Source organism: Sporosarcina sp. P1 (assembly GCF_002743155.1).
Classification (GTDB): domain Bacteria; phylum Bacillota; class Bacilli; order Bacillales_A; family Planococcaceae; genus Sporosarcina; species Sporosarcina ureae_B.
The window spans coordinates 60105-83329 of the sequence record NZ_PDYS01000013.1 but is presented as its reverse complement, the minus strand read 5'-3'; the positions used below and the strand labels follow the sequence as shown (position 1 = coordinate 83329).

The following is a 23225-nucleotide window of genomic DNA, read 5'->3' as shown; positions in this document are numbered from 1 at the left end:
GTCTCTATAGAGCGGATCCTGCGTGAGATAGAGCGGATATCGTGTATCATAGAGCGGTTGTGGACTGCAATAGAGCTTTCGGGCGTCTCTATAGAGCGGATCCTGCGTGAGATAGAGCGTTTCCGGACTGCAATAGAGCGAATCTCGAGATGAATAGAGCGCTTAAATAGATTAGTGAGCCTTTAAGAAAAAATATCATTACTAAAAACACTTTTCACCCATATCCCCGCGTTAAAAGCGTCAACTGATCCGTCACTCCACGCAACATGAAACTATGCGACTACTTTTCAGTTGTTTATGTAAAATCTAGTAAAGTCCTGTATAATTAACACAAAAAGGAGTCTACTAGATTTGAAATCCATGACAAAACTCATTACAACAGCTGTCATCGTCTTTCTGATCACCTTCACGATGACACTATCAACTGATGCCGCTACTTGGCCAGATCATTCACCTGATCAAAATCCGGACAAGCAGTGGACTATCACGTTCAATAAACCCGTAAATATAAACACGATCAACGAGAATTCGGTTTATATCAAGGATTCCAAAGAATTAACGCTGGACAATGCAATAACATACTCAGACTCCGACAAGAAAGTACATATCGCACCGCCAGCAGGAAATTATCGTAGTGGCGAAACTTACACATTACATATTACGCAAGCTGTGCATAATACAGATGGCAAACCATTAAAAGCAACGGTTACTAAAACGTTTTCCATTAAAGCGGGAATCACATATGACTTGGCGAATGTACAAGCCAATGGCACGACCACTATAGTGGAAAGGTTTCCAAGTTTTGAAGCAGCGGCAAGCCTTATGAATAGCAATCAAGTCGTGCTGTTACAAAACAACATCATCCATATGCCTAAAGGGCTGATCTCGACCGTAGCTTACGGCGGCAGTTCATTGACGATTTTGTATGCCGATAAAGACTTAAAACGTCAGGAAACTTATGTTCCAGCAGACACGGAACTTGTGTATGTTGACTCGACAGCCACTTCTGTAAAAGTCGAGCTGGCGGGAAGAAACTTCTATATCAAGCCACAAAACGCAACGATGCTACCGAGTCAAACCGTATCGGATCGCACACACTACAAAGTATTAAGAGATTCGCTTTACCACTTGATTTACTCGCATAGGACAAAGACATTCGCTTCGTATGAAATGGGTGCTGCACCGCGCTTCATGCAGGAAGGGGTAAAGTATTATAGTACGGACGGCAGTCATTTTCATAATGAAACAGGGGCTTTGATTGGCACGGCTCATCAATACTTCCAGTACTTGCCGATGCGCAGCATGACGCGCTATACAGCTGAAGAGTTGGATACGTATATTATGAATCAGCTAAGCATTCTTGAGACTAACAATCCTAATTCCTCAACTTATAAAGATTCTACGACAAGAAGTAAGTTGATTGGGTTAGGGGCGGAGTTGAAACGTATTGAGCGAGAAAGTCATGTGAATGCGATGCATATTCTAGCGTTAGCCCAACATGAAAGTCAGTACGGTCTAAGTAAGCGCGCGTTGGACAATAATAACTTATTCGGTTTGTATGTGACAGATGATAATCCATCTAATCAAAAATTTGATTCAGTCAGTAAGAATATTCAAGAGCTAGTCGATGCTTTCTTGAATAAAAACTATCTACCACCAGGTGCTATGTATGCAAACGGTACGAACTTCGGAAATAAAGCTATTGGCATGAACGTCAAATACGCTTCCGATCCGTACTGGGGATCAAAAATCGCAGGTCATTTGTATCGAATGGATCGTTTGATGGGCGGGAAAGAAATGGCGAACCAGCTGAAAATTGGATTGACGAATCCGCCCAGTTTGAATGTACGTCCTACACCTTCATCAGCTCCGGGCACGCCGATCATTTATACATATCACAAGATGGGCATGCCGCTCATTATTTTGGATGATCAACTACCTGAAGCACCATGGATTAAAATTCGTTCAGATAAGGCTCCATATGACACAGTATACGTGCATGGCGATTTAGTAGATCTGTTGGAATGGCAATGAACACTGAAACACCCCCTTACCTAAATTGTCGGTAAGGGGGTAGTTTTATTCAATCACGACTGAAAAATTCTTTCGTCAAGTCACCATTAATCCCAATGGCTGCGGCGCTTCCGGTTCCTGCGGCGACTAGAAGCTGTGAAGGCACAATATGTGAAACGTCTCCCGCTGCGTAGACATTCCAAACGGTTGTCCGTCCGTATTCATCGGTCATAATCCCACCGTATTTATTTCGCTCACAACCTAAATCTTGAGCGAAATGATTGGGATGACTCCAAAGAGGAGAGGCAAATCCGCCTGCGCGGTCTATCAATGTACCGTCCTCAAGCCGTACTCTATGCAGTTGGCCGTCCTCGCCTTCAAGTCCTGAAATGATATCATCGACAATTTGTATCCCTTTCGCATTCAACTTCTTTTGTTCCTCTACCGTCAGCTGACCTTCTCCACCGGTAAATACAATTAGATCTCGGCTCCATGTATAAACTTCAGTCGCCAATTTAAACACATTTTTATCAGCAAATACAGCCAATGAACGATCTCGTAATTCCCAGCCATCGCAATACGGACAACTGAAAATGGATGTACCGTAAAAGCGCTCAATACTTGGTACGTTAGGCTGTTCATCACGTAAACCGACAGCAAGAAGTACTTTTTGCGTGCGGAACATCCTACCGTCTGCTGTCATTAATTCATAATGCGATTTATCCAAACGTTCGACTGAAACAATTTTTTGATGATGAAATGCCACAGACGGATACTGGGTCAATTCCTCCCGTCCCATCTGTCGTAATACTGAAGGTTGCATACCGTCACGTGTTAAAAATCCATGAGATGCCCGGGAAACACGGTTTCTAGCCTGATCGTCATCAAAAACAATAATATTTCGTCTTGCCCTCCCAAGTACTAAAGCCGCACTTAATCCAGCGGGTCCGCCACCAATGATTGCACATTCATAGATCATTCCAATTTTCATCCCTTTTCACTGCATTTTAGTTATAGGACTTCCCATGAAACACTTGAAGTAAACTGTAGGGTGTGCAGATTAACTTAATTAGTATAGAAAGTATGGATCAACATTTTATTCGGACATTATCACAGTTAAGTTAGTTCCATGATACGATAGAAAGAAAACTTCTTGGGAGGTCGAGTACATGAAAAAACGACAAGAAAAGCATGTCCTAATATACGGAGACATTTTCGTAGATTATATCGCAACAGATGAAACGAACACCGAATTCTCCACATTTCTTGGCGGAGCAACAGTCAATGTAGCAGTGGGTGTCTCACGCCTAGGCGCTAAATCCTCACTAATCACCGTAATTGGAGAAGACGAGGATTCGAGATTTGCAGAAAATCAGCTACGTCACGAAGGTGTCGATATAACGTTTGCTGTTCGTTCCCCAGAGAAGAAAGTCAATCGTGTCTATGTACATTTGACTCCAGAATACGATCGAGTATTTGTGAAATACATTGACGATACGCCTGCTCTGCAAGTCCAACCGAGTGATTTACAAGAACAAGCTTTCCAAAACGCTTCGATTTTACATATATGTTCGGGTACGATGTTCCAGCCAACAGCTTTGGCAACAACGAAAAGAGCTGTCGAATTGGCAAAAGAACATAATCTATATCTTTCAGTAGATCCTAATATTCGGCCGTTACGTTGGGAAAGCGAAGAGATATGCCGTGATACTATCCTTTCCTTTTTAGATCAAACGGACTTACTAAAACTTACCGAAGAAGAACTCACTTTTCTTATGCAAGAATCAAATATAGAAAAGGCACTAGATCAATTGGCCGCCTATAATATCCCTGTCATCATGTTGACGATGGGCGAGGCAGGAACTCTTGCAGTCATCGAAGGGGCACAGCATCATGTAACGGTGGAGCCCATTGAGCCCGTAGATACAACAGGAGCAGGGGATGCTTTCTTGGCAGGCGTACTTCGCGGACTTCATCTGAACGGCAAACCGAAATCGCTCGAAGAAATGCTTGCACATATCGAGTTTGGCAATCAAATGGGGGCGCGATGCGCAATGAAAGTCGGCGCGCTGTCCGCAATGCCGTATGCGAATGAACTGGAGTGATGATGCAATTTCGATTTTGCCTTTGTGCTCAATACGTGCGTTTATCCGCTCTATCGTGACCCATAAGCGCTCAATGTCTTCGTTTATCCGCTCTATCGCCACCCATAACCGCTCTATCCACATTTTCCAACAGGACTACATGGCGATATAAACTACTTTGTATAGAACCGACTTTCATTGTGGGATACTAAGTTAACCGTTACTTCTGTAATAGAACTTTTATATGAAAACACTGTGCATATTTATATACTGGCAGTCATTTTAATGTTAAAGTACTTAACGATATAAATTGATGAAAGTAGTGAATGCATGAAACTGACAAAGAAATTGATCATTTCCAATACTATTTTATTTATTTTCATTATTGGATTTGTTGTAGGCTTTGGTGCCTTGTTCGGGAATGAAAATATTTTAATTGGTGTTTCGACGATTACTGCCATGCTGATGTTGCTTGAACGGGATTTAACGAGTCATCCAGTCAGCAATACGATGAAATTTATTGCCCTCAATGTATTTATGGGAATCGCCGCATATTTAACGGGCTTTAACGTGTGGTTGGCTGTGCCGATTAACTTGATCACCATGTTTGTAATCAGTTATTCGTTATTATTCAATCTGAAAAACCCTCTTTATTTACCTTTTACTCTTCAATATTTATTTCTTCTAGCTATGCCTGTAGCGGCTGATGCTATGCCGATGCGATTAGGCTCTCTCGTCTTTGGTGCGCTGGCTATCATGGGTGTCCAGATGATTGCAAATCGAAATAAAGTACAGAAAAGCGGCAGTAAAAAGGTGCAGCTGATTTGTAACGCGCTTATTGAAAAGATTCGATTACTGCAAACTGGGGAACCGCGAGAAGATATTACTACCCAAATTGCTAGCGACATCAACAGTTTGAGAAGCATCATTTATGATAAACGGGAAGAAAATTACTATTTGACAGAAGAAGGTCGCCTGAAACTGAATATCTCCGTTGCGTTGGAGAAGATCGATATTCTACTTGATGATGTAACGGAAGAAGAACTGGATCAAAAGCTACTTGAAGAAGTAATACTAACTCTCCAGTTGGCTGCTGATAGTATCCATGACAAAGAAGCGCTGGCAGCTCTAGAAGAATCATTTGATACGATGCTAAAGAAATATAAAGCAGAGCATAATCATAAATTATTTGTGCTCGGCATGCTGAATCATATTGGATCCCTCCAGTTAAACTTGAAAGAGTTGACTTCAATAGAAAAAGGCCAAGCCAATGTCGTGAAGCGGCTGGAACAGATTCCAAAAAAGTTCCAAAAACTGACGATTAGTGAGAAGAAAAGCCATACAAATTCCATTAAAATATCCTACGCGATCCGCATGGCAATCGGAATCTCGATAGCAGGTTTCATTACAGACTTCTTCGACTTGGCTGAAGGACGCTGGATGATGTTCACGCTAATGTCCGTCATTATTCCGCTATATGAACAATCCAAGAAAAAAATGCGTGACCGGATATTCGCCACTATCGTTGGTTCGGTGGCGGTCACATTATCATTCATGGTATTCCACAGCAACACCGCCAGATCTATCATCTTGATGTTTTCAGGTTATTTAATGAGTTATGTGAAGACTTATCGTTATAACACCATTCTTGTGACATTTTCCGCTATTGGTTCGGTAGCTCTAATAACGGGCACGACGCACGTCCTGACGTTCGAACGAGTTTTATTTGTCATAGCAGGAGTAGTTCTGGCGCTACTGATCAATAAATTCATTTTGCCATATAAATTGGAAGATGCGAATCGCGATTTACGGGAGATGTACGAAGATACGATTTTTGAAATGACAGTTGAAGTCGATAGGAAAGTGAAGGGTGGCGGAAATGAACATGCCATCAAAAACTTGCTGTTGATTGCGAATATGATTGAAGATCGTGTGAAATTGAATAATCAAGGCGCGCAAAGTAAAGAAAGTATGACTTGGCTCAAGCATCAGAGACGCGCCGCTACGACATTGTTCGAATTATACGGTTGGCTACATCAGCATGGCTTGCGTGAATCTAATATCCCTGCAATCACTCCAGGTTTAGAAGTACTTCTGCAACGCACAATTCCTGAAAGTGAAATGGAGCAAGCTATCACAGAAATGGAAGAAGTGATTCACGCCACTCCACGGATCGAAGACCGAATGGTGTTGAGTATGTTAGTGGAAGTAATGAAAGAGTTGAAAGGATCACGTAGCGTGATGGATGATGGAATGTAAGACTGTGCTCAAAGTACATGTTTAACTGATCTATCAAGTGGCTCAACCGCTCTATCGGGATCCGTGAGCGCTCTATCAAGTCCGGTAACCGCTCTATGCAGACCTCTGAACGCTCTATCGCGGTTCACGAGCGCTCTATGGCGATGTTCATCCGCTCTATCGCACCTAGCAACCGCTCATACACAAACTAACTAACATATAAAAAAGCAGCTCCGCATATGCGTGAGCTGCTTTTCTCACTAATCAAATATTAAATTCCTGAATCACATTTTGCACTCCCAATATCCGCACAGTTTGTTCTGATGATTCATCCGCTTCAATTAGATGTAATGATTTCAGGAGCCATATCTAATAGTGCAAATATCCTCTACATCAATCATCTGGACTTCTGAATCACCAAATGGTTGAAAGTGGACTGTGCGAATTTTTCTGTCGAATTGTAAGTAGTATCCGTTATGTTGTACATCCTTTGAATCCTTCAGTGTAATTTCTACAGGCGCGCCCATTGTCAAATCAACAAGTATATGAACAATTTTCTTTTCATCATAACATCGTGCTTTTCGTCTTGAAATGTACGGCACGTCATAATCATGGTGTGGTCTAAACCTTTTAGATGACATATTTTATGCACCTCCTTCTCTCTTTAGCGTATGTGAAAATTGGCTAGAGAACTGTGCCGCTTCATTGGATATATGAATAAGAATAGTTTGGTGTATATATATTGAAAGGAAATTTACTGAAAGTCATATTTACAATGTCGGCAGGGTTAGTTGGACTAGAAAATACTTCAAAAATAAATGAATCAAGCTATTTAGAGTGTGTCTTTTGTATTAGTCCATATGATATAATCGAGAGAAAAGTCATTCGAAACCATTGGGGAGTGGAAGAGGGGGAACTATATGTACTGTCCGAAATGTGGTCATAAACATACAGAAGAAGCGAACTTTTGTGGGGGTTGTGGCAAAGCGATGCACAAATCGCGCAATACGAAACCTATTTTCGCCATGATCTTGGCATTGTGGATCGGTGGGATTAGCTATGGCTATGCGACAGATTGGAGTTTTCGCTGGCCGACAGAAACGATTGCCTCCATTCAAACAGAAGAGGACAGTCAAGTTGAAAAGAAGTTGAAGATTAAAAAGGCACCTACCGTTGCGAATGAAACAAAGAAGCAGGCTAAAGATAAAACAGAACTCATTCAAGAATCGTTACCGAGTGTTTTTACGATTGATACGAGAGAGGGTTCGGGGTCAGGTTTTCTTTACAAAGCAGGCGGCTATATAGTAACGAATGCACACGTAGTGGCAGGCTATACCGATGTAGTGGTAAGAAATTCGATAGGAAAGGATTTTGCTGGTACTGTCATTGGAATTTCAGATCGTTATGATATCGCGCTGATCAAATCAGAAGCGAACAAACATGTGCAACCATTTGTGACTGAGACAAAAGAGACGCCGATCGGTACGGAAGTCATTGCGCTTGGGAGTCCAAAAGGTCTTGAGAACACAGCGTCTATTGGCTATTTAACCGGATTGAATCGTGACATGGAAATGGACTTCATTTATGAAAAAATCTATCAAATTGATGCACAAATCGATCACGGCAGCAGTGGCGGTCCATTGCTCGATGCAACTACCGGCAAAGTTATTGGTATTAACTCCTTACTATATAAAGACAATACCGTATTCGGATTTTCCATTCCGATGCATAGTATGCAGAAACAGGTTGACGACTGGATTAACGAGCCAATGAGCAATAAAGCGGTGGCTGCGTTATTCAACGTCTACGATGATTATGTACCAGAGTCGTATCAAAATTCGGATGATACCTCGTTTGACTATGAGGGGTATGACGATTCAGAAGAAGAGCCAGATCCGGAAGAGTATGTGGATGATACGGAAGTAGCGGATGAACAGGTAGAGTATTTCATTCATGATTTCAGGAGCCAATATGAAGAGGCTATCGATTATAATGATTATGAGTATATAGCACCCTATATTGCAACCGGAAGTTCAGCGGAGAGTGAACTACTCGATTTCTTACAAGACCTGTCCGTGAAAAGTGAGTTTTATGAGTTCATCGATACGTCAGTGACTGACATTGTCTATAGTAATCAATCGATTGAAGTGTATACGTATGAAACATTGAATTTCACGAAGGAAGACGGAACGGTGCAATTTTTAGAAAAGAAAAAGTTATACACAGTGGTGAATGATGAGTATGGTGATTATCAAATCAAACAGATTTCCAATCAATAAAAAGTTGTTGCTGTGTCCTAAATGAGGCACTGCAACGGCTTTTTTGTATCTTTAGAAGCGGAATATTTCATGAAGTCTACAGGCTTGAATGGTAGTGGAATATGCTATACTTTTCCTAGAATAGGAGGCGATGTGTAATGGATCATAAAAATTCAGAGCGTTTTCTCATTGCATTTAACCGAATCGATAAATCGTTAATGAAGATCACGAATTTACCAAACCATTTATCATTCTCCAAGAAAATGGATAGAGCTAAATCACAACATGCGTTGGTTGCGCATTATGAAGAGGATCTGCGAGAATTCGGTAGTTTACGTAATGCGATTGTGCATAACCGGACAGGGTTTGACTATGCTATAGCAGAACCTCATGATGAAATTGTAGAACTGATAGAAAGTATAGCAGAACGATTAGCCAACCCCGTAACAGTCAAAGATTTATTCACTGGCAAAGTACATATTGTGCAAGCGGATGAATCACTCGCCACAGGTCTGCGTTTAGTTAGAGAATGGAAAATCAATCAATTACCCATTTACAAAAAAGGTCGATTCATCGGATTAATTACTGCAGATGGCATTATGAATTGGCTGGCGGATCAGGAAACAGATTGCATTTCCCGGGAAATACCGACATTATTAGACGTATATAATCACGAGAAAAGAAGAAAAACCTATCGTTTCGTCAAGAGTTCCATGTCGGTTTATGAAGCAGAAGGTTTTTTTAGAAAATCTATTGCTTCAGGAAAACGTCTGGAAGCATTGCTCATCACCGAACAAGGTGGTAAAGATGAAAAACTCATTGGCATTATTACGCCATTGGATTTATTGAAAATAGATGAATGAAGTGTTTGGAAAAGGTGAAATGGATGGATAGTGAAAAGAATAAATCATTATATGAGCCTGCGATTCATTTTCATAATGTGTCGTTTGAAGTAGAGGATACGAAGATTCTCGATGCGATAACCGGATCCTTCCCTACAAACCAAATTACCGTATTGGTCGGTCCTTCAGGGGCTGGGAAAACGACGTTATTGAAAATGTGCAACGGTCTGCTGAGTCCAACTAGCGGAGAAATTACGATACAAGGGCAAGCAATTCATGAATTGTCGCCGATTGATCTCCGTCGACAAGCAGGTATGGTGTTACAAAACTCACCAATGATCGCTGGAAGTGTCTATGATAATTTGGCACTGCCACTGCGTTTACAAGGCAAGATGTTAAGTAAAGAAAAAGCGTTGGATATTTTAGATCAAGTCGGTCTTGAAGGTGAGCATCTAAAACGTGACAGTCAGAATCTGTCGGGTGGGCAGCGACAGAAAGTATCAATTGCTAGAACATTATTGAATCAGTCGAAGATTTTATTGATGGATGAAATCACGTCCGCCCTAGATCCGTCTTCGTTGAATGAAGTGGAGGATTTAATTAGTACATTGCATCAGCAGCATGCCATTACGGTCATCTGGATTACACATAACTTGGAGCAGGCGAAGCGAATGGGGCAGTATGCATGGGTTATGGTGGACGGGAAGTTAGTGGATGCCGGCGAAATATCTGTACTTGATGATTCAGATATCCCAGCGGTCAATCGCTTTTTGAAAGGGGACTTTTCATGAGTACCACTGCCTTATTCCTAACACTGATATTTGTGTTGATACCGTTAGTACTATCCAAAACACTTGGATTGCAGTTGGAGAAAGATACAATTGTCGCGACGATTCGTTCGACTGTGCAATTAGTGGCGGTCGGTTTCGTACTGAAGTTTGTCTTTGATTCGGAAAGTTATTTGTTCATCTTCTTGATGGTCGTCTTGATGATTGGAGCAGCCGTGCAAAATGCGCGTAAAAAAGGGCAAGGTATTAAAGGGATCACGTGGAAGCTGATCGTGACTTTTGTGTTGCTCGAAGTGTTGACGCAAAGTATCTTACTTGGATTCAAGATTGTTCCAGCTACTGCGCAATACATTATTTCACTGACAGGTATGGTGATCGGAAACTCGATGGTCCTTGCGATTTTATTTCTCAATCGTTTCGTGTCGGAAGTTGAAGCGCATCGCCCAGAAAGTGAACTGATCTTGTCACTTGGCGGCACACCAAAACAAGCGATACATAAGCAATTGATCCGCTCTATTCAGGCAAGTATGATTCCAACAATTGAAAGCCAAAAGACGATCGGACTCGTGCAATTGCCAGGTATGATGAGCGGTCAAATCATCGCTGGGGCGGACCCTTTAGAGGCTGTCCAATTTCAAATCTTAGTCATATTTCTATTGCTGACAACCGCTGCATTAACGAGTGTTTGTTTAGGTTTACTGTCCTATCCAACATTGTTTAATGAACGCATGCAAATGATTCAACGACGACAAGAGCACTCGAAGTAACTATTTTTTGAGTGCTTTTGAAAGTGGAGAAATGCCGCTGCTTTGTATGATAAAGGACAACTATACTATGACGAATCTGCGGAACTATTTTCGCATGAGCTAAAAGCGTAGTTATAAGAAAATCAAAGACTTCCCACGAATGCCTGCCCCAGATTGGTGCGAGGCTTTTTTTGACGTTCAATAACTCTTGTTAATCTGAGTTTCCGATTGTGAATAACACATAATACGTAGAGAAAAAACTCATCTGTTTTAACAGTCTAGCACTAGTGCAAAGTATTCATTCTGGTAAATCTATTTGACAATGATTCTCATTATCGACTATGATAATACTCAATGAGAAACGTTCTCATTGTATTCGAGGGGGAATGAAGAGAGATGAAAAAGTTAGCAGGCGTGATAAGCGTACTGATGTTACTGTTTGTACTCAGTGCGTGTAGCGCGGAGAAAGAGAAAGCTGAAGATCAAACAGATACATCTACAGTAAAAGCAGAAGAGATAGAGAAAACAACTGATACAAGTATCGAAGTGACAGACATGACAGGCCAAACTTTAACATTCGACGAAACGCCAAAATCTGTCGCAACACTAAGTTCGGGTGATCTCGACATGCTACTAGCGCTCGGTATAGAAGTAGACGGACGACCAACAGTGCAAGGACCACCGAATAAAGAGTTAGAAGGAATCGCTGAAATTGGGAATCCGCATCAGCCGAATTTTGAGAAGATTGCAGAAATACATCCTGAACTCATTATTGCGGCACCAAGCTTCAAACAACATGAAGCGAACATGGAGCGCCAAGGAACGAAGATTGTTTACACAGCAGCTAACTCTGTGGAAGACATTCAAAATACAATTGGACTATTTAGCCAGCTATTTAATAAAGCAAAAGAAGCAAAAACCATTCAAGACACTATCGCTGAAAAAATTGAAAACAGCACAGCGCACAAAGCAGATGCTGTGAAAACATTATTAGTGTACGGAGCACCCGGTACATACATGGTGGCACTTCCGAATTCATTATCAGGTAATCTACTTGAACTGGCAGGTGGAGTAAATATTGCAAGTGATTTCCCGAATGAAGAAAAATTCCCACAGTATGCAAGCTTAAGCGTAGAGAAAATCATTGAACGCAATCCTGAAATGGTGATGTTGATCACTCATGGTGAACCGGAAGCGGTCAAAGCGGCATTCGAAGGCGAAATGTCGAAGAATCCGGCATGGAAAAACTTAGATGCAGTGAAGGCAGGAAACGTCATCGCCTTACCTTCTCACTTATTTGGTACGAATCCTGGTACAAAAGTAGTGGAAGCACTTGACGTGATGAAAGATAGCTTAGGACAGGTTAAATAACGTGATTGCAACGGAAGAACAGACGCAGAAAGAACGTCATCCACTAGCCACAAAACGGGTCATTACCCTTGTTGTAAGTGGCAGTTTACTCCTCATCGCAGCTGTCTTGAGCTTAATGATTGGTCCAGTATCGTTTTCTTTGCAGGAAATTTGGGACGGGATCTTCGTAGCAAATGACACGATGGAACGGCGAATTGTGTGGGAACTTCGCTTTCCGCGTGTGCTTGTCGGCATGATTGTGGGAGTTAGTCTCGCAGTCGCGGGTGCGATATTACAGGGCGTTATGCGTAACCCGTTGGCTGACCCCGGAATTATTGGTGTCTCATCAGGGGCAGGGCTTGCGGCCACCATCATCATGATTATTTATCCAGCTTATATCATGTTTTTACCGCTTGCCGCATTTCTTGGAGCGCTCACAACAGCCGTTGTAATCTATGCCTTGTCATGGAGAGGCGGGGCATCGCCTTTACGCATCATTTTAGTCGGTGTCGCCATTAACGCGGTAATTGGCGCATGTATGAGTGCATTGATGCTCTTGTACAGCGATCGCGTGCAAGCGGTGTTGCCTTGGCTTGCTGGAGGAATCGCAGGTGTCGGCTGGGTGCAGTTTGAAATGATTATTTATTATGTGCTTGTTGCTTTCGTGCTAGCCATCTTCTCGGTCAAGCATATCCGAATATTGCGTTTAGGTGACGAAGTGGCGAAGTTGCTCGGGCATAATGTGGAGCGAAGTCGATTTTTCCTTATCGTGTTAAGTACGCTACTTGCTGGAATGGCTGTTAGTGTTTCGGGACTTATTGGTTTCGTTGGTCTCGTCGTTCCACATATCATGCGCTCAATAGTAGGAGGGGATTACCGGTTTTTATTGCCGGCTTCCGCGCTCGGTGGGGGATTGTTAGTCGTAGTAGCGGACACCATTGCCCGTACGTTATTTAATCCAATCGAACTGCCGGTCGGAATTTTACTATCATTCCTTGGCGGACCGTTCTTCTTATATCTCATTCAAAAACGGAGGGATTCATTTGCTAATAACTGAGGAACTGAGCTACCGTCATTCGGATTCATTCGAATTAACATCCATTGATTTGCATATTAAGCAAGGAGAAATCGTCAGTTTATTAGGTCCAAATGGGTCAGGTAAGTCGACATTTCTGCGATTGATTTCTAGACTGATCACACCAGGAAGCGGTGAAGTTCTGTTGAACGGCGAACGATTGAAACGAATGAAATCCCAAGAAGTGGCACGGAATTTAGCTATGCTTCCGCAAATGCAAGACCATCAGCTTGATGTCACGGTAGGCGAGTTAGTAGAATTCGGTCGTCATCCCCACCGGTCGGGCTATGGCAAGTTAAGTCGCGAAGATCAGGAGATTATTGATTGGGCAATCGGTGTGACGAAGTTGGAGAAGTACAAGAATCGCATGTTGCAATCATTATCCGGTGGCGAACGTCAGCGTGCATGGATTGCGATGGCCATTGCTCAGCGGCCGAAAGTATTATTGCTAGATGAACCCACTACGTATTTGGACATTTCGCATCAATTGGAAGTGATGGAACTGGTCATGGAATTAAATGAAATGTACGGAATGACTGTCATCATGGTTCTCCATGATATCAACCAAGCGGCAAGTTACAGCGACCGCCTGATTGTGTTGAAAGATGGTAATGTACGTTTTGACGGAATTCCACAATGTGTTCTCTGCAAAGAAATGTTCCATTCCATTTTCGAAATCGACGCGGAGATTTTCATGAATAATGGAAAATGCTTTTTCACACCAAGTAAATTAGAAAAGGGTGAATGCTATGAGAACGCAAGCAGAAAAGAAGCAACCTATTGACCAAGCGTTGGTACGAGACTATTTAATTGCAGCACATGGTGATTTTGAAAAAGTACAAAAGCTAATTGAACTGGAGCCTGATTTAGTACATGCTGTTATGAACTGGGGTGGCGATGACTGGGAAAGTGGTCTCGGGGCTGCAGCGCATACTGGCAATCACGATATTGCGAAGTATTTATTGAAAAAAGGTGCACGTATGGATATATTCGCAGCTGCTATGCTCGGTGAACTTGAAATTGTCAAAGCGTTGTTGAAATGGTACCCGAACTGGGATGAACTGAAAGGTCCACACGGCATTCCGTTACTTCGCCATGCAGCAGTCGGTGGCGAACAATCAGTGCCCGTCTTCGAATATTTACAGTCAATCCAAATGGAGGTAATATGATGCAGAAAATAATCGCAATCAATACAATATTTTTTGAAAAAGGTAAAGGCGAGCAAGTAACCGCGCGTTTTGCAAAAGCGAAAACTGTTCACACGTTTGAAGGCTTCATTCGCATGGAAGTATTGTTGAATGAAGAGGGCGAGGATCATGACGAAATAAAAGTGTGTACGACATGGGAAGACCGTCAATTTTTCGACAAATGGCTACATAGTCGTGAAAATGCTAAAGCGCACGACACTGAAGCACCGAAAGAACCGAGTCCAATAGTAGGCAATGAAGTGAAGACATTTGATGTGAAAGTTCAGCACTTACCAGCAGAAACCGAGTAATTCAACACAGCGGCAAGCACAAACTTGTCGCTGGCTTCCCGATTGCGCTCTATACAGTGGAATAGGCTTCTACTGTATAGAAGGCTTTCGGTAATCCGTTAGCACACCGTATATCGCGTAAACACTTGAAAGCAAACTGTACACGTCGATTTATTGGTAATTAGCGTACAAAAGCCCACCATTGCTTTGCCATGCTAATTCTCAAACGCAACCCTCCCTTTACTTGCGGACATTCACGACATTCCAGCAGGGTTGCTTTCAAGCTGTTTCATTTGGCTGCTCTCTTAAATGAGGGTAGTTTTTTTGTGTTGAAATGGGATGAAAATGAACTATTTTTTTAGGTAAGTGCTTTATTAATTATGTAATTCACTCAATGTGAGGCGTGAAGCGCTCTATCGGTTGTGAGATTCGCTCAATGTGGGTGGAAAAGCGCTCTATCGGTCGCGCGATCCGCTCAATGTTGGTGGAGAAGCGCTCTATCGGTCGCGCGATTCGCTCAATGTGGGCCGGGAAGCGCTCTATCAGTCGCGTGATTCGCTCAATGTGGGTGGAGAAGCGCTCTATCAGTCGCAAGATCCGCTCAATGTTGGTGGAGAAGCGCTCTATCAGTCGCGTGATTCGCTCAATGTTGGTGGAGAAGCGCTCTATCGGTCGCGCGATTCGCTCAATGTTGGTCGAGAAGCGCTCTATCGGTCGCGCGATTCGCTCAATGTTGGTCGAGAAGCGCTCTATCGGTCGCGCGATTCGCTCAATCCAAAACAAAAACCCGCCACTTCATAAAGAAGTAGCGGGTTCTCACTCTGCTTAAAACAATAAATGTGCAATACCTGCAATGATTGGTAAGGCAATAATTGTACGCAATAAGAAAATGATGAGTAAGTCGAAAATATTCAATGGAATTTTAGTACCTAAGATCAAGCCGCCAACTTCGGACATGTAAATGAGCTGGATTACGGAAACGGCTGCAATCGTAAATAGAGTAATAGGCGATGTAATAACGCCTTCCGCTAAAATCACAGGCAAGAACATATCTGCGAATCCGACGACCATCGTCTGTGCGGCTTCTGCAGCCTCAGGAATCTGCAAGAAATTCAAGATATATTCAAACGGCTTGCCTAAAATGCGGAATATACTCGTATACTCAGCCATTACTAAAGCGATTGTTCCGAAAGCCATAACTACTGGTGCGACGCCGAACCACATGTCGAGCACGTTTTGCATTCCTGCGCGAACTGTCTTCATAACAGAGCGTTGGTTTGAAGCTGTATCGAGAGCGCTAGTAAGTCCTAGTTTGATTACGCTTGTTCCGGCAGGCAGTTTTTCATTCTCAGTGGAATATTCGCGATCGTCAATATACGTATTCTTAATTGAACGTAATGGATAAATTCTCGGCATGATCAAGGCGAGGATCAATCCTGTAAACAGAACGGTCGCATAAAATGGTAAGAAGTAATTTCCGAGACCGACTTTGTCAATGATGACGAGTGTAAAGGTAATCGACACAACAGAGAACGTAGTGGAAATAATGGCTGCTTCACGCTGTGTATAGTGGCCTTCTTCGTATTGTTTACTTGTAAGTAAGACACCAATCGTTCCGTCTCCAATCCATGAAGCCAGTGCATCAATAGAAGAGCGTCCAGGTAATTTAAATAATGGTCGCATAATCTTCACCATCAACGTACCAAAGAATTCGAGCAAACCGAAGTTCAGTAATAAAGGAAGTAGCAGACCGGCGAAGAAGAAGATACTGAACAGGAAGGAAACGAGTCCATCACCTGCAAGTAGCAATCCGCCTGTATTCTCGCTCCAAATCGCTTCAGGACCTAATTTATAGACGACCATAATGGCAAAGATTGCCCCTACAATGCGGGTAATCGTCCAAAATGGTGTAACTTTGAATAAATTTGTAAAGAATGAAGGTCTGTTAGGATCTTTTTTGATGAATAGATAAAGCACCGATCCGAGTGCAGACACAATGATCAAGCACATCATAAGTTGTGGAATAATCGGTTCCAATGAGCCAGACAATATATCCGCCAATTTGGCAATCGGTACTTTCCAGCCCGCCGTAAATGGTAGTGGAATCATGAATAATAGAACACCGAGTATAGACGGAATTAAGAATACTAGCCAAGTGCTAGCTGTATATTTTTTCAAGGTATTTCTCTCCTTGCGCATAATCTAATTGATGTATATTTATTCATTATACTGTTTAACGAGTCGATGTAAATACTTTAGCATAAAGTGTAACTTTTCAGTCAGTAAGCAGTCTATATGGAAATAGCATATTCGAACGTATATGATCGATAAAAGAAAGGAAGCGAGCGTAGGCGTGATTACAGTAATTGGCAGCGCGAATATGGATTTGATTGCACAAGCTGATACGTTTCCTTTACAAGGCGAGACCGTTAGAGGAAAGGACTTTCAGACGGCACCTGGTGGCAAGGGGGCGAATCAAGCTGTAGCATGTGCGAAACTTGGCCATAAAGTTCAGTTAATTGGCACGACGGGCACGGATTCATTCGGAGAAATGATTGTGGCTAATTTGCGGAAGCAACAAGTGGACACTTCGTATATCACGCAAGTAGAAGGCCCTTCTGGCGTAGCCGTTATTTTATTGACGGAAGGGGATAACCGAATCATTTCCATACCAGGAGCGAACCATGCGCTCAGTCTAGAACGGATGAAGGAATTGAAATCGATTATTGGAGCTAGTCAATTGGTGATGATGCAACTGGAACTTCCTGTAGATACTGTGTGGTATGTGCTCAAGCTGTGTAAAGACTTAGAAGTGCCTATCATAATGGATCCGGCGCCTTCCACGAGCTTTCAAATGGAATACATGCCATATGTTCGTTATCTGACACCCAATGAAACCGAGTGTGCACAACTCTTCGGTATTTCAATAGAAGAAACGGTGACAAACTATCCGAATCAACTGCTCGTGACACTTGGAAAAGACGGTGTTTGTTATCACGATCACGAGGGAATCGTCTTTGTGCCGGGTGTGCCTGCGCAAGTTGTGGATACGACAGGTGCAGGGGATACATTTAACGGAGCGCTCGCCAGCCGACTAGTGCAAGGGAGTGATTTACAGTCTGCCGTTGAGTTCGCCAATGTGGCGGCTTCATTATCGGTAGGCAAATTTGGTGCACAAGGCGGTATGCCGACTATGCTAGAAGTAGTAAAAAAAGTAGAAAATCTTGCGAATGAAAATAAGTAGAAATCCTTTTATATCAAGCCTGATTGGCACTGGTCTGTCACCGCTGACGAGCTTTACTAAAAATCTAGCCGTTCCCCCTTTAAATCTCTGAACAAAAGGCGTATGCTATGGCAATAGAGTGGATTACGAGGAAGAAATGGAGGTAGATGTTGATGGTTTTTGGAGAAAACATCAAGGTCCGTAAACGCATCTTGCAGTTGATTGATGGCTTAACAGATGAGGAATTTAACGGAACACCATCACATGGCGGCTGGTCACCCAAACAGATTGTAGAACATTTAGCCTTAATGGAATGTCGAGTTGCTACAAACATCGCCCAAGAATTGAAAAATCCTGAGAGTTTACGTGTATTCAAAAAACCGATCAGTGTATCGGCAAGTCCTTTAGTAAAGGCGTACTTCATGGAATATACACAACCAACAGATATGCATCTTTCAATTCCAGAAGTGAAAGAGAAGTTGCATGCATCTAGAAATTATTTGTTGGATATCTATGAATCTGCCACTATTACAGAACTTCGCTGTAAATCGCTCAAGCATCCGATTTTTGGAAATGTGCCGTTAATTCAATGGTTCCGTTTCGTAGGACTCCACGAAAAACGTCATCTACGACAGTTGAAACGTGCAGTGGAGCAAGTGAAGTCGGCTCGTGTACAGCTAGTTTCAACGTCTAAATAATAAAAAGAACTTGTTGCCTCCTATGGTGCAAGTTCTTTTCTCATCTTGCTGCAAATCAGCTATACTTTACCTATCCATGAAGGAGGAGTTGGAATGAATCGATACCGTTTTGATACCCCTGAAAAGCTACGTGCATTGCTTTGTGAACTAGTAAGTTGGGATAGTCGTTCGTTGACGGAAGGGGAGCGTTTCTTTTCCTGGAAGCTGCAAAATAAGTTGAGCGAACTGGAATATTTCACTGAGAATCCTGACCATATTACACTTCATGATGCGGGTCTCGGGCGGCAAGTCGTGCATGCTCTTTATGAACATCCTGATGCCACTGATACCATTGTGTTGATCAGTCATTTTGATACTGTACAAACAGATGAATATGGAGCACTTGAACCACTCGCTTTCCATCCGGAAGAGCTGACGAAGAAGTTATTAGAAAATAAAGACATGTTGCCTGAAGCTGCACGTCTTGACTTGGAATCTGGAAAATATCTATTCGGCCGAGGTACGATGGATATGAAGATGGGGTTGGCTTTACATATACAGTTGATCGAGCGAGCAAGTATGGAGAATTGGCCTATTAATTTATTATTATGTACCGTACCGGATGAAGAAGTGAACTCAGCGGGGATGCGGGCTGCGGTAAAGGAACTTGTACGTCTGCAAGAACAGGAAGGTCACCGCTATAAATTATTCTTGAACGGAGAGCCTTCATTTTCACAAGGACCTGCGGATACGAAAGAATATATTTATTCGGGGACAATTGGAAAGATTATGCCTGCCGCATTATTCTATGGGAAAGAAACACATGTCGGCGAACCGTTAAAAGGGATTACTGCAGATTATATGGCGTCGTTTTTGACACATAAGATGGAGTGGAATCCTTTATTCCGTGAAATAGAGCAGAACGAATCAACACCTCTTCCAGTCACACTGCACCAGAAAGATTTGAAAACGCAGTACTCTACACAAACACCACAGCGGGCAGCTGCGTTATATAATGTTTTTTTATTCAAGCGGACAGCCGCTGAAATCATGTGTTTATTTGAACAAGTAGCAAAAGAAGCGATGGCACAGTGTGATGAACATTATAAAGCAGTGTGTGATCGTGAATCGGCAGTGCCTTTAGGAGATATTCGTGTACTGCGATTTGAAGAGTTGCTAAAGTACGCTGAAGATCAGTTAGGAAAAAACGAAGTGAACAGATTAAAACAAGAAGTGCTATTGCAAGAAGAATGGGATGACCGCGAGCAATGTATACGTATTGTCGATACATTAATGATGGAGTGTCAGGAACTTGGGCCAGCGACCGTTCTATTCTATGCGCCCCCTTATTATCCAGCTGTTAACTCGTCTGAAGATCCACTTGTAAAGGAATCGATTGAGTTTTTGCAGGAGCGTGCGCAAGTGTTTGATCTGACAATTGAACAGGTACATTATTTTAATGGAATTTGCGATTTAAGTTATGTGCATTATAAGGATGAAGAAGATCATTGGAAAGCGTTTGCAGAGAATACGCCGGTCTATGGTGAGACGTATTCTATTCCGTTTGAGGATATGCGCAAGCTCACTGCACCGGTGTTAAATGTGGGGCCGTTTGGTAAGGATGCGCATCAAAAGACAGAGCGGTTGCATATCGATAGTGCGTTCAGGGAGATGCCGGTGTTGTTGGAGCAGTTGGTGAAGAAGCTTGCGGGCATGAACCAGCCGAAGTCTAGGTGAGGTTTCTTAACGTTTACGTGGTATTGGTGTAGTTGTAGGGAAGTGTATGTTACCCGACTTATAAAAGCGGTAGGCAGAATAACTATGCGGCTGTGGGTCTTTGTCACTTTTAGTTGTGGTCGTTGCTCGACTGGTTGTTGGGTACTTAAGTAGCGAGTGTTCACTTTCTGGACCCGCGCAGGCACGTGGGGGATTGCCTCCAGCCATGAGCCAGCTGGCGATGGTGCTGCCAGTTGTCTCATGGCCACGGCCTACCCCGCAGTTGTGCCTGCGCTACTTTGGGGAAATGAATTAGTTTGTGTTTCTAACAAAAAGAAAAACAGTGACATTGTGATACATGTATTTCTTTCTCACTTTTTGTTGGGTACGTCGCTCGACTTATTGTTGGATTCTGAAGTTAGCGAGTGTTCACTTTCTAGACCCGCGCAGGCACGCGGGGGATTGCCTCCAGCCATGAGCCAGCTGGCGATGGGGCTGCCAGTTGTCTCATGGCCACGGCCTACCCCGCAGTTGTGCCCGCGCTATTGTGGGGAAAATGAATTAATTTGTGTTTCTAACAAAAGGAAAACCAGCGCCGGAGTGGGGGCAATGGAATCTCCACTTACACTGCCAGCTAAACTACAACCCAACGCCGCTTATTACGCACGCTTTACAGAAACGTAATCCGACAGCAGTTGGACGATTAAAGACAACTTTCCCACGCTACGCTCAACTCACTTTTATTACCCGCCAAACACAACAATACATAGTACACAGACGTGCATGTTTTCAACTTACTCGAATTTCGGCTATACTAAGACTAGAAGCAATTTAAGAATAGGATGTGCCAGGATGAGTCATTTAGTAGTAGAGAAATTAACCAAAACGGTTGGAGATAAAACCCTTTTTAAAGACGTTGGCTTTAATTTGACGAGCGGAGATAAAATTGGTCTGATCGGTATTAACGGTACCGGTAAATCTACGTTATTATCTATTCTTGCCGGACATGGAAGTGCAGATACGATTATAATGGATCATCCGAATAAATTCCGTGTAGCCTATTTACCGCAAGAGCCGATTGTGAATCCAGATTTAACCGTAATGGAGGCGGTATTTGAAAGCGATGCACCTGTTATACGTACAAACCTCAATTATGAGCATGCCCTGCAGCAACTAACTGAAGATTCCTCAAATCCTGAGTTCCAGGAACGTTACTCCCATTATCAAAATGAAATGGATGAAACAGGCGGCTGGGATTTGAATGCATTAGCGCGGACGATTTTAATGAAGCTAGGTATTGAAACATTCGATAAAAAGCTAGGTGAACTGTCGGGCGGTCAGCTAAAACGAGTAGCACTAGCTAAAGTGCTGATCGAACCAGCAGATTTACTATTGCTGGACGAGCCAACGAACCATCTGGATGTTGCATCGATCCAATGGTTACAAGATTTCTTGCAAAATGTTCAAGGGGCAGTATTATTCGTTACACACGATCGGTACTTCTTGGATCAAGTTGCTACGCATATTTACGAATTAGCGGATAAAACGCTTTATTCGCATACCGGAAATTATGCAGATTATTTGGAGTCAAAAGCACTGCGAGAAGAGATGTCAGCTGCTTCGGATCAGAAAGATCGTAATCGCTACCGTAGTGAATTGAAATGGATTCGTCGCGGTGCAAAAGCGCGTTCAACGAAACAGAAAGCTCGAATCGATCGCTTTGATGATCTTCAAGCGAAAGTGAAGCAGACTGATGAGTCACTAGACTTTGAAATGGATTTACAAACGACACGTCTAGGTAAAAAAGTATTGGAAATCAACAATATTTCGAAAAAATTTGACGACAAAGTGATATTGAACGGTTTTTCTGCTATTCTACAGGCGAAAGAACGTATTGCGATTATCGGACCGAATGGTGTAGGGAAGACGACACTTCTTCAAATGCTAGATGGCACGACTATGCCGGACTCGGGTGAAGTTGATATAGGCTCTACCGTAAAGATTGCTCATTTCCATCAACATTTACCACCAATGAAGGAAAATCAACGAATCATTGAATATATCCGTGAGACGTCCAATGACATTGAAGCGGGGAATGGTGAACGGTTGTCTGCCACGCAAATGTTAGAACGATTTTTATTCCCGTCTTCTGCACATGGAACACCGATCGGGAAATTGTCAGGTGGAGAGCGCAAACGTCTCTATCTATTAAAGCTATTGATGGAACAGCCAAATGTCTTACTGTTGGATGAGCCGACGAATGACTTGGATCTCGAAACGTTGTCCGTTCTGGAATCGTTCATTGATACATTTGCTGGTGTAGTCGTGACGATTTCCCATGACCGTTTCTTCTTGGATCGAATCTCACGTAAGTTATGGATTCTTGATGGCTCGGGTGAAATCGATGTACGTCTTGGTCTATATTCAGATTACCTTGATGAAAAGAATACAAAAGAAGTGAAGCCACAAGCTAAAGTGGCGGTTGTTACTCCGGCTTCAGAAATTACAGCGCCAAAAAAGAAAATGACATTCGCTGAAAAGAAGCAATATGAAACGATTGAGTCGGATATAGAAAAGTTAGAAGAAAAAATAGCAGAAACGGAACAACAGATGACGACTACAGGCTCAGATTACGATCAGCTACGCCAACTGGATGAAGAGCTAGTAACGCTGAATCAACAATATGAAGAACTGGTCGAGCGCTGGGCTTACTTACAGGATTTAGCTGATTAATTACA

The 23225-nt window shown here is 42.7% G+C and carries 20 protein-coding genes; 17 read left to right on the top strand and 3 right to left on the bottom strand.

Translation table 11 applies throughout. The features are described 5' to 3' along the window. Window positions 1–360: 360 nt before the first annotated feature. Window positions 361–2034: a glucosaminidase domain-containing protein gene (locus tag CSV73_RS12545; protein WP_233202898.1), complete on the top strand. Its 1674-nt coding sequence runs from the start codon at window positions 361–363 to the stop codon at window positions 2032–2034. A gap of 49 nt (window positions 2035–2083) precedes the next feature. On the opposite strand, the gene CSV73_RS12540 is transcribed toward CSV73_RS12545, so the two are convergent. Further along, window positions 2084–2992: an NAD(P)/FAD-dependent oxidoreductase gene (locus CSV73_RS12540; RefSeq protein ID WP_233202896.1), complete on the bottom strand. Its 909-nt coding sequence runs from the start codon at window positions 2990–2992 to the stop codon at window positions 2084–2086. 190 nt (window positions 2993–3182) lie between these two features. On the opposite strand from CSV73_RS12540, the gene CSV73_RS12535 reads away from it, so the two are divergent. Both CSV73_RS12535 and CSV73_RS12530 read left to right on the top strand, forming a co-directional pair. Beyond that, on the top strand, window positions 3183–4118 hold the full coding sequence (locus CSV73_RS12535) for a carbohydrate kinase family protein (RefSeq protein WP_099627767.1): 936 nt from the start codon (window positions 3183–3185) through the stop codon (window positions 4116–4118). 309 nt (window positions 4119–4427) lie between these two features. Then, window positions 4428–6356: an FUSC family protein gene (locus tag CSV73_RS12530; RefSeq protein WP_099627766.1), complete on the top strand. Its 1929-nt coding sequence runs from the start codon at window positions 4428–4430 to the stop codon at window positions 6354–6356. A gap of 335 nt (window positions 6357–6691) precedes the next feature. On the opposite strand, the gene CSV73_RS12525 is transcribed toward CSV73_RS12530, so the two are convergent. After that, entirely contained in the window at window positions 6692–6976 is a 285-nt protein-coding gene (locus CSV73_RS12525) for a hypothetical protein (protein WP_099627765.1), read from the bottom strand. 279 nt (window positions 6977–7255) lie between these two features. Between CSV73_RS12525 and CSV73_RS12520 the strand changes: the two genes are divergently transcribed. From CSV73_RS12520 to CSV73_RS12475, 10 genes are all read left to right on the top strand, one after another. Next, the gene (locus tag CSV73_RS12520; RefSeq protein ID WP_099627764.1) at window positions 7256–8614 is read left to right on the top strand and encodes a trypsin-like peptidase domain-containing protein; all 1359 of its coding nucleotides are present in this window, start codon (window positions 7256–7258) and stop codon (window positions 8612–8614) included. Window positions 8615–8751: 137 nt separating this feature from the next. Beyond that, entirely contained in the window at window positions 8752–9456 is a 705-nt protein-coding gene (locus tag CSV73_RS12515; RefSeq protein ID WP_099627763.1) for a CBS domain-containing protein, read from the top strand. Between the two features lie 23 nt (window positions 9457–9479). Then, complete coding sequence (locus tag CSV73_RS12510) at window positions 9480–10226, top strand: ABC transporter ATP-binding protein (protein WP_099627762.1); 747 nt, start codon at window positions 9480–9482, stop codon at window positions 10224–10226. Beyond that, the gene (locus CSV73_RS12505) at window positions 10223–10990 is read left to right on the top strand and encodes an ABC transporter permease (protein WP_085132885.1); all 768 of its coding nucleotides are present in this window, start codon (window positions 10223–10225) and stop codon (window positions 10988–10990) included. The genes CSV73_RS12510 and CSV73_RS12505 overlap by 4 nt, the downstream gene beginning before the upstream one ends. 375 nt (window positions 10991–11365) lie before the next feature. Beyond that, entirely contained in the window at window positions 11366–12340 is a 975-nt protein-coding gene (locus tag CSV73_RS12500; protein ID WP_099627761.1) for an ABC transporter substrate-binding protein, read from the top strand. A gap of 4 nt (window positions 12341–12344) precedes the next feature. Next, window positions 12345–13376: a FecCD family ABC transporter permease gene (locus CSV73_RS12495; RefSeq protein ID WP_369802594.1), complete on the top strand. Its 1032-nt coding sequence runs from the start codon at window positions 12345–12347 to the stop codon at window positions 13374–13376. Continuing rightward, complete coding sequence (locus CSV73_RS12490) at window positions 13363–14178, top strand: ABC transporter ATP-binding protein (protein ID WP_085132887.1); 816 nt, start codon at window positions 13363–13365, stop codon at window positions 14176–14178. The genes CSV73_RS12495 and CSV73_RS12490 overlap by 14 nt, the downstream gene beginning before the upstream one ends. Beyond that, the gene (locus CSV73_RS12485) at window positions 14144–14563 is read left to right on the top strand and encodes an ankyrin repeat domain-containing protein (protein WP_085132888.1); all 420 of its coding nucleotides are present in this window, start codon (window positions 14144–14146) and stop codon (window positions 14561–14563) included. The genes CSV73_RS12490 and CSV73_RS12485 overlap by 35 nt, the downstream gene beginning before the upstream one ends. Continuing rightward, on the top strand, window positions 14563–14892 hold the full coding sequence (locus tag CSV73_RS12480) for an antibiotic biosynthesis monooxygenase (RefSeq protein WP_233202895.1): 330 nt from the start codon (window positions 14563–14565) through the stop codon (window positions 14890–14892). Before CSV73_RS12485 ends, CSV73_RS12480 begins: the two co-directional genes overlap by 1 nt. A 417-nt stretch (window positions 14893–15309) precedes the next feature. Further along, entirely contained in the window at window positions 15310–15672 is a 363-nt protein-coding gene (locus tag CSV73_RS12475; protein WP_143560962.1) for a hypothetical protein, read from the top strand. Between the two features lie 24 nt (window positions 15673–15696). Here CSV73_RS12475 and CSV73_RS12470 read toward each other — a convergent pair whose 3' ends face one another. After that, the gene (locus tag CSV73_RS12470; RefSeq protein WP_099627757.1) at window positions 15697–17049 is read right to left on the bottom strand and encodes a YjiH family protein; all 1353 of its coding nucleotides are present in this window, start codon (window positions 17047–17049) and stop codon (window positions 15697–15699) included. A gap of 175 nt (window positions 17050–17224) precedes the next feature. Here CSV73_RS12470 and rbsK point away from each other — a divergent pair, with 175 nt between their 5' ends. From rbsK to CSV73_RS12445, 4 genes are all read left to right on the top strand, one after another. After that, window positions 17225–18115 (top strand): ribokinase, encoded by an 891-nt coding sequence (gene rbsK / locus CSV73_RS12465; protein ID WP_099627756.1) that lies wholly within the window; start codon window positions 17225–17227, stop codon window positions 18113–18115. Between the two features lie 152 nt (window positions 18116–18267). Continuing rightward, the gene (locus CSV73_RS12460) at window positions 18268–18792 is read left to right on the top strand and encodes a DinB family protein (protein ID WP_099627755.1); all 525 of its coding nucleotides are present in this window, start codon (window positions 18268–18270) and stop codon (window positions 18790–18792) included. Window positions 18793–18885: 93 nt separating this feature from the next. Next, on the top strand, window positions 18886–20508 hold the full coding sequence (locus CSV73_RS12455; RefSeq protein ID WP_099627754.1) for a M20/M25/M40 family metallo-hydrolase: 1623 nt from the start codon (window positions 18886–18888) through the stop codon (window positions 20506–20508). An 831-nt stretch (window positions 20509–21339) separates the two neighbouring features. After that, window positions 21340–23220: an ABC-F family ATP-binding cassette domain-containing protein gene (locus CSV73_RS12445; RefSeq protein WP_099627752.1), complete on the top strand. Its 1881-nt coding sequence runs from the start codon at window positions 21340–21342 to the stop codon at window positions 23218–23220. Window positions 23221–23225 lie beyond the last annotated feature (5 nt).

Excerpts from the sequence above, each read along its gene's own strand:
- CSV73_RS12510 (WP_099627762.1), top strand. The coding sequence starts at position 9,480 with ATGGATAGTGAAAAGAATAAATCATTATATGAGCCTGCGATTCATTTT.
- CSV73_RS12535 (WP_099627767.1), top strand. The coding sequence starts at position 3,183 with ATGAAAAAACGACAAGAAAAGCATGTCCTAATATACGGAGACATTTTC.
- CSV73_RS12520 (WP_099627764.1), top strand. The coding sequence starts at position 7,256 with ATGTACTGTCCGAAATGTGGTCATAAACATACAGAAGAAGCGAACTTT.
- CSV73_RS12480 (WP_233202895.1), top strand. The coding sequence starts at position 14,563 with ATGCAGAAAATAATCGCAATCAATACAATATTTTTTGAAAAAGGTAAA.
- CSV73_RS12530 (WP_099627766.1), top strand. The coding sequence starts at position 4,428 with ATGAAACTGACAAAGAAATTGATCATTTCCAATACTATTTTATTTATT.
- CSV73_RS12460 (WP_099627755.1), top strand. The coding sequence starts at position 18,268 with ATGGTTTTTGGAGAAAACATCAAGGTCCGTAAACGCATCTTGCAGTTG.
- CSV73_RS12515 (WP_099627763.1), top strand. The coding sequence starts at position 8,752 with ATGGATCATAAAAATTCAGAGCGTTTTCTCATTGCATTTAACCGAATC.
- CSV73_RS12445 (WP_099627752.1), top strand. The coding sequence starts at position 21,340 with ATGAGTCATTTAGTAGTAGAGAAATTAACCAAAACGGTTGGAGATAAA.
- CSV73_RS12500 (WP_099627761.1), top strand. The coding sequence starts at position 11,366 with ATGAAAAAGTTAGCAGGCGTGATAAGCGTACTGATGTTACTGTTTGTA.
- CSV73_RS12485 (WP_085132888.1), top strand. The coding sequence starts at position 14,144 with ATGAGAACGCAAGCAGAAAAGAAGCAACCTATTGACCAAGCGTTGGTA.
- CSV73_RS12540 (WP_233202896.1), bottom strand. The coding sequence starts at position 2,992 with ATGATCTATGAATGTGCAATCATTGGTGGCGGACCCGCTGGATTAAGT.
- CSV73_RS12545 (WP_233202898.1), top strand. The coding sequence starts at position 361 with ATGACAAAACTCATTACAACAGCTGTCATCGTCTTTCTGATCACCTTC.
- CSV73_RS12505 (WP_085132885.1), top strand. The coding sequence starts at position 10,223 with ATGAGTACCACTGCCTTATTCCTAACACTGATATTTGTGTTGATACCG.
- CSV73_RS12455 (WP_099627754.1), top strand. The coding sequence starts at position 18,886 with ATGAATCGATACCGTTTTGATACCCCTGAAAAGCTACGTGCATTGCTT.
- CSV73_RS12525 (WP_099627765.1), bottom strand. The coding sequence starts at position 6,976 with ATGTCATCTAAAAGGTTTAGACCACACCATGATTATGACGTGCCGTAC.